At 70.8% G+C, this 17,146-nt stretch carries 10 protein-coding genes and 1 pseudogene; 3 read left to right on the top strand and 8 right to left on the bottom strand.

Features of this window, described 5'->3' with window-relative positions; genetic code table 11:
- Positions 1-134: 134 nt before the first annotated feature.
- Entirely contained in the window at positions 135-1,820 is a 1,686-nt protein-coding gene (locus KDL01_RS28905; protein ID WP_212531798.1) for a ribonuclease J, read from the top strand.
- Positions 1,821-1,876: 56 nt separating this feature from the next.
- Here KDL01_RS28905 and KDL01_RS28900 read toward each other — a convergent pair whose 3' ends face one another.
- The 6 genes from KDL01_RS28900 to eccD form a co-directional block, all read right to left on the bottom strand.
- A complete protein-coding gene (locus tag KDL01_RS28900) occupies positions 1,877-2,359 on the bottom strand; it encodes a hypothetical protein (RefSeq protein ID WP_212531797.1) in 483 nt (160 codons plus the stop codon).
- A 39-nt stretch (positions 2,360-2,398) separates the two neighbouring features.
- Positions 2,399-3,151, bottom strand: a complete 753-nt coding sequence (gene dapB / locus KDL01_RS28895) for a 4-hydroxy-tetrahydrodipicolinate reductase (RefSeq protein WP_307846652.1) — start codon at positions 3,149-3,151, stop codon at positions 2,399-2,401.
- Positions 3,148-4,542: a M16 family metallopeptidase gene (locus tag KDL01_RS28890; protein WP_307846650.1), complete on the bottom strand. Its 1,395-nt coding sequence runs from the start codon at positions 4,540-4,542 to the stop codon at positions 3,148-3,150. The genes dapB and KDL01_RS28890 overlap by 4 nt, the downstream gene beginning before the upstream one ends.
- Positions 4,543-4,592: 50 nt before the next feature.
- Positions 4,593-6,803, bottom strand: a complete 2,211-nt coding sequence (locus KDL01_RS28885; RefSeq protein ID WP_212531796.1) for a polyribonucleotide nucleotidyltransferase — start codon at positions 6,801-6,803, stop codon at positions 4,593-4,595.
- A gap of 371 nt (positions 6,804-7,174) precedes the next feature.
- Entirely contained in the window at positions 7,175-7,444 is a 270-nt protein-coding gene (gene rpsO / locus KDL01_RS28880; protein WP_307846649.1) for a 30S ribosomal protein S15, read from the bottom strand.
- A gap of 148 nt (positions 7,445-7,592) precedes the next feature.
- A complete protein-coding gene (gene eccD / locus KDL01_RS28875; protein ID WP_246577142.1) occupies positions 7,593-9,014 on the bottom strand; it encodes a type VII secretion integral membrane protein EccD in 1,422 nt (473 codons plus the stop codon).
- A gap of 264 nt (positions 9,015-9,278) precedes the next feature.
- Between eccD and eccCa the strand changes: the two genes are divergently transcribed.
- Positions 9,279-13,211, top strand: a complete 3,933-nt coding sequence (gene eccCa / locus KDL01_RS28870; RefSeq protein ID WP_307846648.1) for a type VII secretion protein EccCa — start codon at positions 9,279-9,281, stop codon at positions 13,209-13,211.
- 136 nt (positions 13,212-13,347) lie between these two features.
- Here the strand turns inward: eccCa and KDL01_RS28865 are convergent, their stop codons facing one another.
- Positions 13,348-14,778: a S8 family serine peptidase gene (locus KDL01_RS28865; RefSeq protein ID WP_212531793.1), complete on the bottom strand. Its 1,431-nt coding sequence runs from the start codon at positions 14,776-14,778 to the stop codon at positions 13,348-13,350.
- Between the two features lie 9 nt (positions 14,779-14,787).
- Positions 14,788-16,344 carry a type VII secretion protein EccB gene (locus KDL01_RS28860; RefSeq protein ID WP_212531792.1) on the bottom strand — a complete coding sequence of 519 codons (1,557 nt, stop codon included), beginning with the start codon at positions 16,342-16,344 and terminating at the stop codon, positions 14,788-14,790.
- 205 nt (positions 16,345-16,549) lie between these two features.
- On the opposite strand from KDL01_RS28860, the pseudogene KDL01_RS28855 reads away from it, so the two are divergent.
- Positions 16,550-17,146: pseudogene (locus KDL01_RS28855) on the top strand (hypothetical protein); the annotation flags it as partial.

Below are 17,146 nucleotides of genomic sequence, written 5' to 3'. Positions count from 1 at the left end.
CCACCCACACGGACCCCGCACCGCACCGGCCCCCACGCCCGGTACACACTTCCGGCCCAGCGCCGTACAACTGAACAGCCAAAACAACCTTTCACCATGGACAATTGCACACAAGCACCACAAGGAGCCGCCTGATGAGCCATCCCCACCCCGAGCTGGGGACCCCTCCGCCGCTGTCCGAAGGCGCCCTGCGGATCACTCCGCTCGGCGGCCTGGGCGAGATCGGCCGCAACATGACCGTCTTCGAGTTCGGCGGCAAGCTGCTGATCGTGGACTGCGGCGTACTCTTCCCCGAGCCCGAGCAGCCCGGCGTGGACCTGATCCTGCCCGACTTCACCTCGATCAGGGACCGCTACGACGACGTGGTCGCGGTCGTGCTCACGCACGGCCACGAGGACCACATCGGCGCCGTGCCCTACCTGCTCAAGGAACGGGCCGACATCCCCCTGATCGGCTCCCAGCTCACCCTCGCGCTGATCGAGGCCAAGCTGGCCGAGCACCGGATCCGGCCGTACACGCTGGAGGTGAAGGAGGGTCAGACCGAGCGCATCGGTCCGTTCGACTGCTCCTTCCTCGCGGTCAACCACTCCATCCCGGACGCCCTGGCCGTGGTCGTCAAGACCCCGGCCGGCACCGTGCTGCACACCGGTGACTTCAAGATGGACCAGCTGCCGCTCGACGGCCGGCTGACCGACCTGGCCGGCATCTCCCGGCTCGGCGAGGCGGGCCTGGACCTGGTGCTGGTGGACTCCACCAACGCCGAGGTGCCCGGGTTCGTGGCGAGCGAGCGGGAGATCATGCCCGCGCTCGAGCGCGCCTTCGCCACCGCGCAGCGCCGCCTGATCGTCGCCTCCTTCGCCAGCCACGTGCACCGGATCCAGCAGGTGCTCGACTGCGCGGCGAAGTACCACCGCAAGGTGGCCTTCATCGGCCGCTCGATGGTGCGCAACATGGGCGTGGCCCGCGACCTCGGCTACCTGCACGTGCCCGAGGGCCTGGTCATCGACCCCAAGCAGATCGAGGAGCTGCCGCCCGAGCAGGTCGTGCTCGTGTGCACCGGGTCCCAGGGCGAGCCGATGGCCGCGCTGTCCCGGATGGCCAGTCGGGACCACCAGATCCGCATCGTGGAGAACGACACCGTGGTGCTCGCCTCCTCGCTCATCCCGGGCAACGAGTCGGCCGTCTACCGCGTGATCAACGGCCTGAGCCGCTGGGGCGCGAACGTGGTGCACAAGGGCAACGCGAAGGTGCACGTCTCCGGCCACGCCTCGGCCGGCGAGCTGCTGTACTTCTACAACCTGGCCAAGCCGCGCAACGTCATGCCGGTGCACGGCGAGTGGCGCCACCTGCGCGCGAACGCCGACCTGGCCGTGCTCACCGGCGTCCCGCGCGAGCGCACCGTGCTGGCCGAGGACGGCGTGGCGGTGGACCTGGTGGACGGCGTGGCCCGGATCGCCGGCAAGGTCCCCTGCGGCTACGTCTACGTGGACGGCGCCTCCATCGGCGACATCACCGAGGCCTCGCTCAAGGACCGCCGCATCCTCGGCGACGAGGGCTTCATCTCGGTCTTCGCCGTGGTGGACTCGGACACCGGCAAGATCACCGGTACCCTCCAGGTCCAGTCCCGCGGCGCGGGCATCGACGACGAGCAGCTCGCCGCCGTGGTGCCCAAGATCGAGGAGGCCCTGGCCGACGCGGCCGCCGAGGGCGTCGGGGACGTCTACCAGCTGCAGCAGATCATCCGGCGCATCGTCGGCAAGTGGGTGGACGTGACCTTCCGCCGCCGTCCGATGATCCTGCCGGTGATCATCGAGGTCTGACCCGGGCCGGCTGACCCGCGGTCAGCCGCCGGGCACCGTGGGAAGCGGCCGTCGACCTAGTCGACGGCCGCTTCCAGCTCGAGCTTCACGGCGTGGCGCATGGCGCCGCGGGCACGGGAGGAGTCCTTCGCGGCGTAGTACGCGGCGGCGAGCCGGTACCAGCAGCGCCAGTCGTCGGGAGTGGCCTCGGTGTCGGCCTTGCGCCGGGCGAACAGGGCGTCGGCGGCGGTGCGGTCGACCCGGCCGCCGGGCGAGCGCGGCAGGCCGTCGATCTCCTCGTAGCGCAGGCCGCCGCCGGGGGTCTCGTCCTCGTCCAGGGCCCGGGCCAGGCGCTCGGTGGCGAAGCCGAACTGGATCTCGCGGTAGAGGACCCAGGAGCCGATGAAGCCGAACGCGAGGACGGCCAGGCCCAGCATGCCGGCGATCCAGGAACCCTGGTCCACCGCCGTGTAGAGCGCGAGCACGCCGCGCCAGACGCAGCCGACGAGGTAGAACACCAGGACGGCGCCGAGGATGAAGGCGGTGGTACGGGCACGCATGATCTCAGTCCCAGACTTCTGACTTCTCGTTCTTACTCTTCACAGGCTCAGGTAGTGCTCGAGCCCGACGGTCAGCCCCGGGTGCGCGGCGATCTCGCGCACGCCGACGAGCACGCCGGGCATGAACGAGGCGCGGTCGAGGGAGTCGTGGCGCAGCGTGAGGGTCTCGCCGACGCCGCCGAGCAGCACCTCCTGGTGCGCGACGAGGCCGCGCAGCCGGACCGAGTGGACCGTCACGTCGCCGACCTTGCCGCCGCGGTGGTGGTCCTCGTCCTGCTCGGTCGCGTCGGGGGACGCGGCGACCCCGGCCGCCTCGCGGGCCTCGGCGATCAGCTCGGCGGTACGGCGGGCGGTGCCGCTGGGGGCGTCGAGCTTGTCCGGGTGGTGCAGTTCGACGATCTCGACCGACTCGAAGTACGGGGCCGCCTGGGCCGCGAACTTCATCATCAGCACGGCGCCGAGGGAGAAGTTGGGGGCGACCAGCACGCCGACGCCGGAGTCCGGCGACTCGGCCAGCAGTGCCTGGGTCTCGGCGATCTTGTCCGGGCCGAAGCCGCTGGTGCCGACGACCACGTGGATGCCGTTGCGTACGCAGAACCCGAGGTTGCCGAGCACCGCGTCGGGGCTGGTGAAGTCCACCGCGACCTGCGCGCCGGCCTCCACGGCCAGCTTCGGGTCCTGGCCGACGTCGATCCGGGCGACGAGTTCGAGGCCCTCGGCCCCCTCCACCGCCTCGCACACCTGACGGCCCATCCGGCCGGCCGCGCCGAACACGGCAACCTGCACGCTCACGCGAAATCCTCGACGTTCTCGTAGGGGCCGACGACCGCCGTGGCCGGGGCCGTCGCCAACAGTTCGGCGGCGACCTGCCGCACCTCGTCCATGGTCACCGAACCCATACGCTCGAGGACATAGTCCACGGACAGGTGCTGACCGTACACGAGTTCGCTCTTGCCCAGCCGGCTCATCCGCGATCCGGTGTCCTCGAGTCCGAGCACCGTGCCGCCGCGCAGCTGGCCGATGCCGAGGGCCAGCTCGCCCTCGCTGATCCCGTCCGCCGCGGCCTTGCCGATCTCCTCGCGGCACAGCGAGAGCACCTCGCGCAGCTTCTTCGGCTGGCAGCCCGCGTACACGCCGAACGCGCCGGAGTCGGTGAACTGGGTGGCGAAGCTGTAGACCGAGTAGGCCAGGCCGCGCTTCTCGCGCACCTCCTGGAACAGCCGGGAGGACATCCCGCCGCCGAGCACCGCGGCCAGCACGCCGAGCGCCCAGCGCCGGTCGTCGAGCCGGGTCACGCCCGGGGTGCCGAGCACCAGGTGCGCCTGCTCGGTCTTCTTGCCCAGCAGCCGCACGGCCGGGGCCAGGGTCAGCGGGGCGGGTCCGGCCGCGGCGTCGAGCTCGGCCCGGGAGACGAGCGGACTGCGGCCCGGCTCCAGCGTCAGGTGCGAGTGGGCGTCGCGGGCGACCCGCTCGAAGCCCGCCCAGACCAGCTCCACCACGTGCTCGTGGCGCAGGTTGCCGGCCGCGGCCACGACCAGGTTGGGCCCGGTGTAGTGGCCCCGGTAGTGCTCGGCGATCTGCTCCCTGGTCAGCGCGCGCACCGACTCGGCCGAGCCCGCGATGGGCCGGCCCAGCGGAGTGTCGCCCCACAGCGCCAGGGAGAACTCCTCGTGCACCAGGTCGCCCGGGTCGTCCTCGGTCATGGCGATCTCTTCGAGGATGACCCCGCGCTCGGACTCGACGTCCTGCGCCCGCAGCAGCGCCGCGCCCACCACGTCGGTGAGCACGTCCGCGGCCAGCGGCAGGTCGGCGTCGAGCACCCGCGCGTAGTAGCAGGTGTACTCCTTCGTGGTGAAGGCGTTGATGTCACCGCCGACGGCCTCGATCGCGGCCGAGATGTCCAGGGCGCTGCGCCGCGGTGTGCCCTTGAACAGCAGGTGCTCGAGGAAGTGGCTGGCGCCGGCCAGTTCCGGGCTCTCGTCCCGGGAGCCGACGCCCACCCACACCCCGAGGGAGACCGAGCGCACCAGCGGCATCGCCTCGGTCACCACCCGGATGCCGCCGGGCAGGACGGTCCGGCGCACCGCGCCGGAACCGTCCGTGCCCTCGAGCAGGAGTTCCCCGCCCACGGAATCGTCCTCCGTGTAGGCGGCGGCCGAGATCACCTCGACGGAGTCGGTCACCTGACGCCTCTCTGCTCTCCTGCGCGGCTGTGCACTTGTTGCGAGCTGCGTTACGCCTGCGGCGCGTCCGCGGTCTCTTCCTCGGCGACCACGGGGGCCAGCGAGAGCTTGCCGCGCTGGTCGATCTCGGAGATCTCGACCTGGATCTTGTCGCCGACCTTGACCACGTCGTCGACGTTCTCCACGCGCTTGCCGCCGGCGATCTTGCGCAGCTGCGAGATGTGCAGCAGGCCGTCCTTGCCGGGCATCAGGGAGACGAAGGCGCCGAAGGCGGTGGTCTTCACGACCGTACCCAGGAACCGCTCGCCCACCTCGGGCATGGTCGGGTTGGCGATCTGGTTGATCGTCGCCCGAGCCTGCTCCGCAGCGGCACCGGTGGTGGCGCCGATGTAGATGGTCCCGTCGTCCTCGATGGTGATCTCGGCGCCGGTGTCCTCCTGGATCTGGTTGATCATCTTGCCCTTCGGGCCGATGACCTCGCCGATCTTGTCCACCGGGATCTTCACCGTGATGATGCGCGGCGCGAGCTCGGACATCTCGTCCGGCACGTCGATCGCCTCGAGCATCACGTCGAGCACGTGCAGACGCGCGTCGCGGGCCTGCTTCAGGGCGCGGCCGAGCACCTCGGCGGGGATGCCGTCGAGCTTCGTGTCGAGCTGCAGCGCGGTCACGAAGTCCTTCGTGCCGGCGACCTTGAAGTCCATGTCGCCGAACGCGTCCTCGGCACCGAGGATGTCGGTCAGCGCCACGTACTGGGTCTTGCCCTCGATCTCGGCCGAGACCAGGCCCATGGCGATGCCGGCGACCGGCGCCTTGAGCGGCACGCCGGCGTTGAGCAGGGACATGGTCGAGGCGCAGACCGAGCCCATCGAGGTGGAGCCGTTCGAACCGAGGGCCTCGGAGACCTGGCGGATCGCGTACGGGAACTCCTCGCGGGTCGGCAGCACCGGCACCAGCGCCCGCTCGGCGAGCGCGCCGTGGCCGATCTCACGCCGCTTGGGCGAGCCCACCCGGCCGGTCTCACCGGTGGAGTAGGGCGGGAAGTTGTAGTTGTGCATGTACCGCTTGCGGTTCTCCGGGTTCAGCGTGTCGATCTGCTGTTCCATCCGGAGCATGTTCAGCGTGGTGATGCCCAGGATCTGGGTCTCGCCGCGCTCGAACAGGGCCGAGCCGTGCACCCGCGGGACCACGTCGACCTCGGCCGAGAGGGCACGGATGTCGGTCACGCCGCGGCCGTCGATGCGCACCTGGTCGCGGATGATGCGCTCGCGCACCAGCTTCTTGGTCAGCGAGCGGTAGGCCCCGGAGATCTCCTTCTCCCGGCCCTCGAACTGCCCGGCCAGCTTCTCCACCGTCACGGCCTTGAGGCGGTCCTGCTCGGTCTCGCGCTCCTGCTTGCCCGCGATGGTCATCGCGGCGGCCAGCTCGGCGGAGACGGACGCGGAGACGGCCTCGTACACGTCGTCCTGGTAGTCCAGGTAGCGCGGGAACTCGGCGGTGGGCTTGGCCGCGAGCTTGGCCAGCTCGGCCTGGGCCCGGCACAGCTCCTTGATGAAGGGCTTGGCCGCGTCGAGGCCCTCGGCCACGATCTCCTCGGTCGGCGCGCCGGCGCCGTCGGCGATCAGGTTGATGGTCTTGTCGGTGGCCTCGGCCTCGACCATCATGATCGCCACGTCGCCGTCGGCCAGCACCCGGCCGGCCACGACCATGTCGAAGACCGCGTTCTGCAGCTCCTCGTGGGTCGGGAAGGCGACCCACTGGCCCTCGATCAGGCCGACGCGCACGCCGCCGATGGGGCCGGAGAACGGCAGGCCGGCCAGCTGCGTGGACGCGGAGGCCGCGTTGATCGCGATCACGTCGTAGAGGTGCTGCGGGTGCAGCGCCATCACGGTGCACACGATCTGGATCTCGTTGCGCAGGCCCTTGGCGAAGGACGGGCGCAGCGGACGGTCGATCAGACGGCAGGTGAGGATCGCGTCCTCGGACGGACGCCCCTCACGCCGGAAGAACGAGCCGGGAATGCGCCCGGCCGCGTACATGCGCTCCTCGACATCCACGGTCAGCGGGAAGAAGTCCAGCTGGTCCTTCGGATTCTTGGAGTAGGTGGTGGCCGACAGGACCATGGTCTCGTCGTCCAGGTAGGCCACGGCGGACCCCGCCGCCTGCCGGGCCAGACGCCCGGTCTCGAACGTGACCTTGCGGGTGCCGAAGCGCCCGTTGTCGATGACCGCCTCGGTCGTCGCGATGTCGGAACCCTCCATGGGTTCCCTCCTTTTTCGTCTGCGGGAACGCGACGACTCACCTCGGGGTGACCAGGACCGGTCTCCGATCGAAGCCGCCGTATCCGCGCTCGCGGTCTCCCGCTCCCGCGCGGATGCCGACGGCCACTACCGAAGATCGGTACACCGGCGTCGCTGTTCCGGTCGTTTCCTCTTCTTTTTATCCACAGCCACGCTAACCCATGTGGCTGCCTCTCGGCACCGTGACGCCCCGGCGGGCGCCGCGCTACCCCCGCTCCGGGCGCCCGCGGGCGCCGGATCGCGCCCGCCGGGTACGGCGAGGAGCGGCACCCGAACTTCCGGGTACCGCTCCGGTGACTGCGCCCTCGGCCAGGAGCCGAAGGGCTCGCCGACTAGCGGCGCAGGCCGAGCCGCTCGATCAGCGAGCGGTAGCGCGAGATGTCCTTGGCGGCGAGGTACTTCAGCAGCCGGCGGCGCTTGCCGACCAGCTGCAGCAGACCGCGGCGCGAGTGGTGGTCGTGCTTGTGCAGCTTCACGTGCTCGGTCAGGTCGTTGATACGCTTGGTGAGCAGCGCGACCTGGACCTCCGGGGAGCCGGTGTCACCCTCGACCGTCGCGTACTCGGTCATGATCTGCTTCTTCGTGGCGATGTCCAGGGACACGCGCGACTCCTCGTCAGTTACGGGCCCGCCACGGTAGGGGTCACGCGGCGGTGTCGAACCCGACCTGAAGTCTATCAGCGCGTCGGGGCCGCTCCGGACCGTTCCGGAACGGCCCCGACCTGCGCAGGCCTCGAATCGTGCGGGAAGGTCAGTGACCGACCGACTGCACCGTGTTGTACACCGCGAGCACGCCGAGCAGCACCGGGATGACCGAGGCCAGCAGCAGCGCGTCGAGCAGGTCCACGGTGCGGGCCCAGCGCGGCGAGAGCGAGCGGTTGGGCAGGCCGTAGCCCACCAGCAGCAGGAGCAGGCCCGCCGCGAGCACCACCGCGAAGTACCAGGTCTGCCGGGCGGTGGCGGACAGCTGCAGGGTCGCGCCCACCAGCAGGATGGTCTCGGCGATCACCCCGCCGCCGATCAGCGCCGTCACCTGCGGGGTGCGCCGCAGCAGCCGGGCCCGGGAGATGAGCACGAGCCCGAGGATGGCGGCCATGCCCTGGGCCCAGGCGCCGCCGCCGCTGTGCAGCGTGGTGAACGAGAGCGTCAGCGCGCACACCACGGTCACCAGCGCACAGGCGGAGACCAGCCCGGTGAGCAGTTCGTGGCCGCGGCGGGTGCGCCGGGCCATGGCCTCGGTGTCCACCGGGTCGTCGTTGCCGGCCGGCAGGGTGGCCCGCTGCTGCTGCCCGCCCGGGCCCACCTGCGGGGCGCCGTCGATCAGCTGCGGCATCGGGAAGCGCACCAGGCGCATGGCCAGGCCGGGCAGGAAGCCGATCGCGGCGACGGCCACGGTGCCGGCCCCGGCCGCGAGCTTGACCGGGTCGGCGTGCGTGGCCAGGCCCACCGCGGCGGTCAGCGCGCCGATGGTGCCGGCGATGCCGGCCGCGACGTAGACCTCGTCGTGCTCCTCCTGCACCACCCCGCCGATGACCGCGACCACCAGCACCGCGGCGCAGGCGACGAGGAAGTGGCTGCGGCCCAGGCCCGAGGTCTGGCTCAGCGGCAGCACGCCGAGGCCGGCCAGGAACGCGTAGGGCACCGCACAGCCGCCGAGCACCGCGCCGCCGAGGTGGTCCTTGTAGGAGCGTGAGCACACGCCGCCGGAGACGGTCAGCAGCACGGCCAGGACTCCGGACACCGCGGCCGGCATGCCGTGCGGGTCGGCCGCGGTCCACAGCACCCAGGCGCCGATCGCGAACATCAGCGCGCCGCCGATCAGGCCGAGGCGGCGGAAGTGCGTACCCGACCACATCCGCTTGTCGTCCGCGACCGAGCGCACGATCGCGTCCACCACGTCGTCGTAGACCGGCGGCGGGAGGGTCTCGGTGGCCGCGCGCAGATACAGCAGCTCCCCGTTGCGCACGCCCTGGGCCGAGAGGGAGAGCCCGGTGTCGAGCTCGCCCCCGTCGAGCCGGGCCATGGCGAAGCCGGAGTGCGCGCCCTCGTTCTGCCACTGGTCGGCCATGCGCAGGATGTCCGGCAGCAGCTCCGCCAGCGGTACGTCCTCCGGCAGGGCCACATCCACCCGCACATCCGGAGCCACCACCGTGATGCGACAGAACCCTGTCATGACATTGGCAGCCACTGCCCGCCCCTCCCGTTTGTGCGAAACGCTCGCAGCGCCCGCCGCCGTACGGAACCCGCGACCTGCGAAGGCCCCACGCATCGGCGCATCCTGATGAACTGTCTACGCGCGCGAGAGTCTACTAGACTCCACCGCGACTGCCAGTTCTGCGATATCGAACTGCCGCACGGAAATTCAGTGGGTCACGGGAGGGGCACGGCTTTGAGTACCGTCGTCGTCAAGCGCCCGCCGCGCGTTCATCCGCCGCAGGTGCCTTCGGGAGAGGTGTTCCTCGAGCCGCCGCCCGAGCTGGCCCGGGCGAACAAGGGCGGCGGGGCGCTGATGCAGGCACTGCCGATGCTGGGGATGCTCGGCTCCGTCGGGTTCTTCTTCATGCCCGGCAGCAACATCATGATGAAGATGATGGGCGGTATGACCGTCCTGGGTTCACTGGGCATGCTGACCCAGACCATGGGAAAGAAGGGGAATAAGGGCAAGACGGCGGACGCGCGCCGGGACTATCTGCGTTACCTGAGTCAGATGCGCCAGCAGGTGCGCCGGACCCAGCAGCAGCAGTACACCGCGCAGATGTGGTCGCACCCCGATCCCGCGCACCTGTGGGCGATCGTCACCAGCGGCCAGCGGCTGTGGGAGCGGCGCCCGACCGACCCGGACTTCGTCCAGGTGCGCCTCGGCACCGGCTCGCAGCGTCTTGCCACGCCCCTGGTCGCGCCGGAGACGGCGCCGGTGGACGAGCTCGAACCCATCTGCGCGGACGCGCTGCGCCGGTTCATCACGGTGCAGGGCATGCTGGACAAGCTGCCCATGGCGGTGCCGCTGCGCTCGTTCTGGCACGTGCTGATCAGCTCCACCGGCCAGGGCGAGGCCGACGACGCGCGCGGGCATGCCAGGGCCCTGCTGGCCCAGCTGACCTCCTTCCACGCCCCGGACGAGGTGCGGGTGTGCGTGGTCGCGGCGGAGAACCGGCGCAAGTACTGGGAATGGGTCAAGTGGCTGCCGCACGCGCAGCACCCCAAGCAGAACGACGCGGCCGGCTCGGTGCGCCTGATCTACTCGGACGCCAGCGAGCTCGAGGAGGCGCTCGGCGGCGAACTGCTCGACCGCCCGCGCTTCATGCGCGACGCTCCCCCGATCCTGGACCAGCCGCACCTGATCGTGGTGGTGGACGGCGCCCGCGCCAGCGGCGACTCGATCCTGCTGCACGGCGAGGGCGTACAGGGCGTGACCATCGTCGAGATCGACGCCGAGGGCCACGCCGGCCTGGTGCGCGGCGGCGTGCACATGTCCCTGGACGGCGAGAAGCTGCGGGTGGAGACCTCCTCCGGCGCCTCGTTCTCCGGCGTCGGCGACCGGCTCTCGATCGCGCAGGCCGAGGCGCTGGCCCGGCAGCTGGCCCCGCTGCGGGTGGGCAGCGGCGGCGACGGGGACGAGCCGCTGATGAGCGCGCTGGACTTCACCGACCTGATGGGCATCGGCGACCCGGGCGCCTTCGACACCCGCAAGGGCTGGAAGCGGCTGAGCCCGCAGGACAGGCTGCGCGTGCCGATCGGCATCGGCGAGAACGGCGAGCCGGTGATCCTGGACATCAAGGAAGCCGCGATGGGCGGCATGGGCCCGCACGGCCTGTGCATCGGGGCCACCGGCTCCGGCAAGTCCGAGGTGCTGCGCACGCTGGTGCTCGCGCTCGCGGTCACCCACTCCTCGGACAACCTCAACTTCGTGCTCTCCGACTTCAAGGGCGGCGCGACCTTCGCCGGCATGGCCACCATGCCGCACACCGCGGCCGTGATCACCAACATGGCGGACGACCTGACCATGGTCGACCGCATGCGCGACGCCATCGTCGGCGAGATGAACCGGCGTCAGGAGATGCTGCGCGACGCGGGCAACTTCAAGAACATCCACGACTATCAGAAGGCCTGCTCGGCCGGGGCGCAGCTGACCCCGATGCCGAACCTGCTGATCGTGCTGGACGAGTTCTCCGAGATGCTCACCGCCAAGCCCGAGTTCCTGGACCTGTTCATCCAGATCGGCCGCATCGGCCGCTCGCTCGGCGTGCACCTGCTGCTGGCCTCGCAGCGGCTGGAGGAGGGCAAGCTGCGCGGCCTGGACACCTACCTGTCCTACCGGCTGGGCCTCAAGACCTTCTCCGCGGCCGAGTCCCGGGTCGTGCTCGGCGTGCCGGACGCGTTCAACCTGCCCTCGATCCCCGGCTCCGGCTACCTCAAGACGGTGGGCGCGGAGGGCGGCCAGGGCCCCGGAACCCGGTTCAAGGCCGCGTACGTCTCAGGCCCCTACCGCCCGCAGACGCGCACCAACGTGGAGCGCAAGCTCGACCACCGCCGCCCGACCCTGTTCACCGCCGCGTACCTGGAGCCGGAGCGGATCGCCGAACCGGTGGCCGCGGTGCCCAAGGCCAAGGAGGACGACGACGTCCTGATCGACACCGTGCTTGACGTGCTGGTGCGGCAGATGGAGGGCGAGGGCCTGCCGGCGCACCAGGTGTGGCTGCCGCCGCTGCTCGAGCCGCCCACGCTGGACCTGCTGATGCCGGGCATCCAGGCCACCGCGGACCGGGGCCTGGTGGCCACCGGGTACTCCGGGGCCGGCCGGCTGCTCGTGCCGATCGCCATCGCGGACAAGCCGATCGAGCAGAAGCGCGAGGTCTACCAGCTCGACCTGTCCGGCGCCGCGGGCCACGCGGTGGTCGTGGGCGGTCCGCGCACCGGAAAGTCCACCATGCTGCGCACGCTGCTGACCGGGCTCGCGCTCGGCCACACCCCGATGGAGACGCAGTTCTTCTGCCTCGACTTCGGCGGCGGCTCGCTGATGAGCCTGCAGGGCCTGCCGCACATGTCCGGCCTCGGCGGCCGCCTCGACGTCGACGTCGTGCGCCGGATCGTGAGCGAGGTGGTCGGGATCCTGGACAAGCGGGAGGAGACCTTCCGCACCAACCAGATCGACTCCATCGGCACCTTCCGCGCCCGCCGGGCCCGGGGCGAGCTGCCCGGCGAGGCGTTCGGCGACGTGTTCCTGATCGTGGACGGCTGGCAGACGCTCAAGAGCGAGTTCGAGACGCTCGAGCAGGACATCCTCGACATCGCCCAGCGCGGCCTCGGCTTCGGCGTGCACGTGGTCATCACCGCCGCACGCTGGGCCGAGATCCGCCCGCAGCTCAAGGACGCCATCAACACCCGCATCGAGCTGAGGCTCGGTGACCCGATGGAGTCCGACGTGGACCGCAAGGTCGCCCAGAACGTGCCGGCGGGCAACCCGGGCCGCGGCATCACCCGGGAGAAGCTGCACTTCCTCGGCGCGCTGCCGCGCATCGACGGGGTCGAGGACGCGGCCGATCTCGCCGACGGGGTGGCCAAGACGGTCGCCGCGATCTCCGAGGCCTGGCAGGGTCCCATGGCTCCCAAGCTGCGCATGCTCCCGCTCATGGTGCCCTACACCGAGATGCCCGAGCCCGCCGCGCGCCCGGCGTTCGCGATCCCGCTCGGCGTGGACGAGAACAAGCTCGAGCCGGTCTTCCTGGACTTCAGCCAGGACCCGCACTTCCTGATGTTCGGCGAGGGCGAGTCGGGCAAGACCTCGGTGCTGCGCACGATCATCAAGGGCATCACCGAGACCTACACCGGCAGCCAGGCCCGCATCCTGCTGGTCGACTACCGGCGTTCGCTGCTCGGCGCGGTCCCGGAGACCCACCAGCTCGGCTACTGCGCTGCGAGCGGAGCGGTCTCCTCGACGGTGGCGGAGATCAAGCCGTTCCTGGACAAGCGCCAGCCCGGCCCCGACGTCACGGCCGAGCAGCTGCGCAACCGCAGCTGGTGGACCGGCCCGGAGATCTTCGTGATCGTGGACGACTACGACCTGGTCGCCACCCCGGGCGGCAACCCGCTCTCCCCCTTCGGCGAGTACCTGCCGATGGCGCGCGACCTGGGCTTCCACCTCATCATCTCGCGCGCCGCGGGCGGTGCCAGCCGGGCCCTGTTCGAGCCGGTGGTCCAGCGCCTGCGCGAGTCGCGCCAGCCGGGCCTCGTGCTGTCCGGCGACCGCGAGGAGGGCCAGCTGATCGGCTCGGTCCGGGCCAGCCAGCAGCCCCCCGGCCGCGGCACCCTTGTCAGCCGCCGGCACGGCAGCCTGCTGGTGCAGACGGCCTACACGCCGCCGTCGCTGTAGCGGCGAACGCACGCAATAGCGGCAACAGCCAAGCGCCCCGTCCCCGGTTCGATCGGGGGCGGGGCGCTTGGCTTGTGGTTCGTGCTCTGCTGTTCGCTTGCTGTGGTTCGGGCTCTGACTGCTCGTTCGCTGGGGTCTACAGCGCCTCGGCCGAGTCGCCCGGGACTCCCACGGCGCGACGGCGGCGGGTGGCGTCCCGGGCCACCGCGGCGGCGCCGAGCGTCACCACGGCCACCAGCAGGCCCACCGCGAGCGCGATGTAGGCGCCGCGCTGCTGCTCCTGGGCGGTCTTGTTGGACACGGCCGCGACGTAGGGCCGGGCCACCACCTTGCTGCCGGTACCGGCCGCGCTGGAAGCCGGGCCATCCGCGTTCGGGCCGGCGCCGTACATCTTGGTCAGCCCGTACACGGTGCCGAAATCAGAAGGCTGGTCCCCGGAGACGAGCTGTGTGTTCAAGCCGGTCGCCGAGCTCGAGGCCTTCGACTCCAGCGCCTGCTTGATGTCGACCGGCCCCCAGCCGGAGGACAGGTCGTAGGAGCCGTCGCCGTCCGCGGTGCTCTCGATGATCTTCATGACCTCGTAGGCGCGGGCGGCGACGCGATCGTGGGTCCAGCCGTATGCCTGGATGATCAGCGCCGCCTCGGCCGCGACGTACGGCGCGGCGAAACTGGTGCCGTCGTCCACCGCGAGTTTCCCGGACGGCAGCAGCGCCTCCACCGCCACTCCCGGGGCCACCACGCCGACGAACGGGTTCGCGTCCGTGCCCTTCTCCGAGAAGGTGGGCACCGAGTCGTACTCGTCCACCGCGCCCACCGCGAGCACGTAGGGCTGATACGCGGCCGGATAGGTGAGCGGGTTGACCCCGTAGTCCTTGCCGCTGCTGTCGGTCGTGTCCCGGTCGCCCTGGTTGCCCGCCGAGGTCACCACGATCACGCCCTGGTCGTACGCCTTGAGGATCGCGTCGTAGAGCGACTGGTCCTTGTCATAGCCGTCCTGGGAGATGTTGATGACGTCCGCGCCCATGTCGACCGCCTTGCTGATGGCGGTGGCCATGGCGTTCTCGTTGTTGCCCGCGGTGGCCCGGCAGCCGGCCTCGCGCATCGAAAGCAGCTTCACACCCGGGGCGATGCCCTGCATCCCGCCGTCGCTGCCACTCGCCTTGGCCGCGATGATCGAGGCCACCATGGTCCCGTGGCCGTCGTCGTCCGCCCCGTACCCGGTCGCGGTCTCCCCGTTGAGCACCAGGCCGTTGGCCGCGAAGAGCTGGTCGCCGACCTTGGCGATCCCGGTGTCCACCACCGCGACCGTGACCCCGGCCCCGGTCATCGGCACGCCCTGCAAGTTCTTCAGCGCGCCGGGTTCGGCGGTGCCGATCTCCCAGGGTGTGTCCTGGTTCGGCGCCAGGCTGACGTTGTTCGTCGTGCAGTTGGACGCGTCCGCGAGCACGGTCTCACCGACCGTCGCCGCGGCGCCCGCGGCCGCCGCCGCACCCGGCATCGCGAACCCGGTGCCGAGCGCCAGAACCGTGGACGCGGCCGCGCAGCCCATCTTCCTCAGGGTGCTCACGTCGACCGCCTACTGGCCGCTGCCGGGCGTCATGCCCGCCGAAGTCGGATTGAGGGTGGCCCCGCCCTGGATCAGGTTCACCCAGGCATTGGGCACCTGTTCGTCGTTCACGCCCTGATACCCCAGCAGCGTCTTGGCCGAGGAGGTGCTCGCCTGGCTGCCCGAGGTGGCCGCGTTCTGCACGGTGACCAGCGCGTACCGGTAGTCCGAGTCCTCTATCAGGTACTCCTGGCCGCCCGAGCCGTAGTTGCCGTTGATCCGTAGCGCGACCAGCCCGTAGCCGGGCCGCACGAGCACGTTGTTGGCCTCGTTGTTCGCGCCCGATTGGTCCAGCCCGAACTGGCCGCCCACGCCGCCGTACGGCAGCGTCGCGCTGGTCCAGGTGGTCAGGTGCGGCACCGAGCTCCCGTCGTCGTACGTGCCGTCGTAGCCCACGCACAGGTTCTGCGTGTCGCCCTGGGTGGTGTCGGTGCCCGTGAGGCTGAGCGAGGCCGTCGGCCAGGTGCTGCCGTAGGTGTCCGCCTTAAACTCGGTACTCGGATTCGGATTGCCGTGCGGGTTCGCGTTCGCGATGTCCGACGGGGTGAGGTTGCTCGAGTCGATGGCCGTGGCGTTGTGTACCGTCGGGTTCTCCAGGAACAGGTCGTACGCGAAGGGGTTCAGTTCGAGCAGCCCGTCGTCGGTCTGTACCGAGCCGCCGCCGCCCGGGTTCGCGCCGTTGTCCCCCACGTGCCCGCTGACCGCGTGCGAGTCGGTCACCGCCTCGCCGAAGCCGCCGGCCAGCGTCGGGAAGGTGATTCGATCACCAGGGCTGAAGACGCTCAGCCAGGCGTCCGAGACCCAGAACCCGTCGCCGCCGGTCCACGACTGATCCAGGTTCAGGCCGGTCAGCAGATCGGTGACCGTCGTCGGCTCCTGATCGGAGTTGCCGATGTCGTACTTGTAGTCGCCCGCGATGAGGTAGACCTCGTTCTGCGAGTCGTGCACGATCAGGCCCTGGTGGCTGTTCGTGGTCCAGGTCGGAGTCTGCTCACTCGGCCCGTAGCCGACTTGCAGATAGGTCGCGCCGCCGGGCTGGGTCTGATCCGAGGGATTCTTCTCGTTCTGACAAAGCGACCACTGCGTCAGGGTCATGCTGGACGCGCTCGGCACGTCCTCGGGAGCGCCGAGAATGCCCACCGGCGCGCCGATCGTGATACCCGAACTGTTGATGGTGGAGTCCGGCACGTCGTACTTGGCGAAGTTGCTGCCCAGGATCAGCCGCGCCGAGGTGATGTTGTACACCGAGTGCAGCTGATTGTTCGACTTCGTATAGATGTACGCGGCGCCGGTGGACTCGTCCACGGCAAGTCCACTCTGCCAGCCGGAGGGTGCCGCGGGTTTGAAGACCCCGATGACGGCGACCGCGGCGACCGCGATGGCACTGAGGATGATCGAGGTGGCGAAGGTCTTGACCGGCCTCGGAGCCCCCTCGTCGCTGCCGGTGGCAGTCGGCACGACGAGATTCGCCACCATTCTGCGACGGGCGAAATTGAAGGCGTCGAGCTGGTCCTTGCGTGTCGCCACGGTCTGCCCCTTTTCCCCTCTCATCCCCGTCGCCCACGGGCACGGAGCATGCGTGCGAAACAGAGTACAGTAACGGCGGCGCGGGCGGACGGGTGCTCAGACCGGCGGCGAGGTGCGACGCAACTATCGTCGAACCCGGATCTGCACGTACGATACGGCTGCGGACCTAGGCACACGCGCTCATACGAGGGGGCAGGCGCACCTGATGGCGACAGCAGCAGCACGCGACGACGCACGCGCGTCCGGCCGGCCGGAGACGGGCAGCGGCGGGCGCCGTCCCGCCGGAGTGTCGGTCAGCCCGGGCTTCCAGCCGCGGCCGGGGCGCATCGGCTCGCTGCCGCTGGTGCGGCTGATCCTGTTGGAGGCGGCCGCCGCGCTCGCCGCCACCCCCTTCCTGCTGCACAAGCCGATGGCGATCGCGGGCACCGGCCCGGCCGCGCTGCTGTGCGTGGTCGGCGCGGTCGGCGGCAGCCGCGGCCGCTGGCTCGGCGCGAGCCGCCAGGTGCACGCGCAGTACAAGGAGCGCCAGGACCAGCGCCGGCCGACCGCGGGCGAGTCCGCGCTGGCACCGCTGCGCGAGACCTTCCCCGCGCTGCGCACCGCGACCGTGGCCACCCGCGGCGGCGAGCCGGTCGGCGTGATCGGCGACGGAACGTTCCTGACCGCGGTGATCCAGCTCGACTCCCGCGGCGAACCCCTGCGCGAGCCGCGGGAGGCCCACCCGCTGCCGATAGGCGCCGTGGCCGCGGCCTTGGCGGACACCCAGGTCCCGGTGGCGAGCGTGCAGCTGATCACCCACTCC

This window comes from Actinospica durhamensis (assembly GCF_018139695.1).
Classification (GTDB): domain Bacteria; phylum Actinomycetota; class Actinomycetes; order Streptomycetales; family Catenulisporaceae; genus Actinospica; species Actinospica durhamensis.
The sequence above is the reverse complement of the archived record's forward strand: the minus strand, read 5'-3'. Positions and strand labels throughout refer to the sequence as shown.

Excerpts from the sequence above, each read along its gene's own strand:
- eccD (WP_246577142.1), bottom strand. The coding sequence starts at position 9,014 with ATGACAGGGTTCTGTCGCATCACGGTGGTGGCTCCGGATGTGCGGGTG.
- KDL01_RS28885 (WP_212531796.1), bottom strand. The coding sequence starts at position 6,803 with ATGGAGGGTTCCGACATCGCGACGACCGAGGCGGTCATCGACAACGGG.
- KDL01_RS28900 (WP_212531797.1), bottom strand. The coding sequence starts at position 2,359 with ATGCGTGCCCGTACCACCGCCTTCATCCTCGGCGCCGTCCTGGTGTTC.
- KDL01_RS28905 (WP_212531798.1), top strand. The coding sequence starts at position 135 with ATGAGCCATCCCCACCCCGAGCTGGGGACCCCTCCGCCGCTGTCCGAA.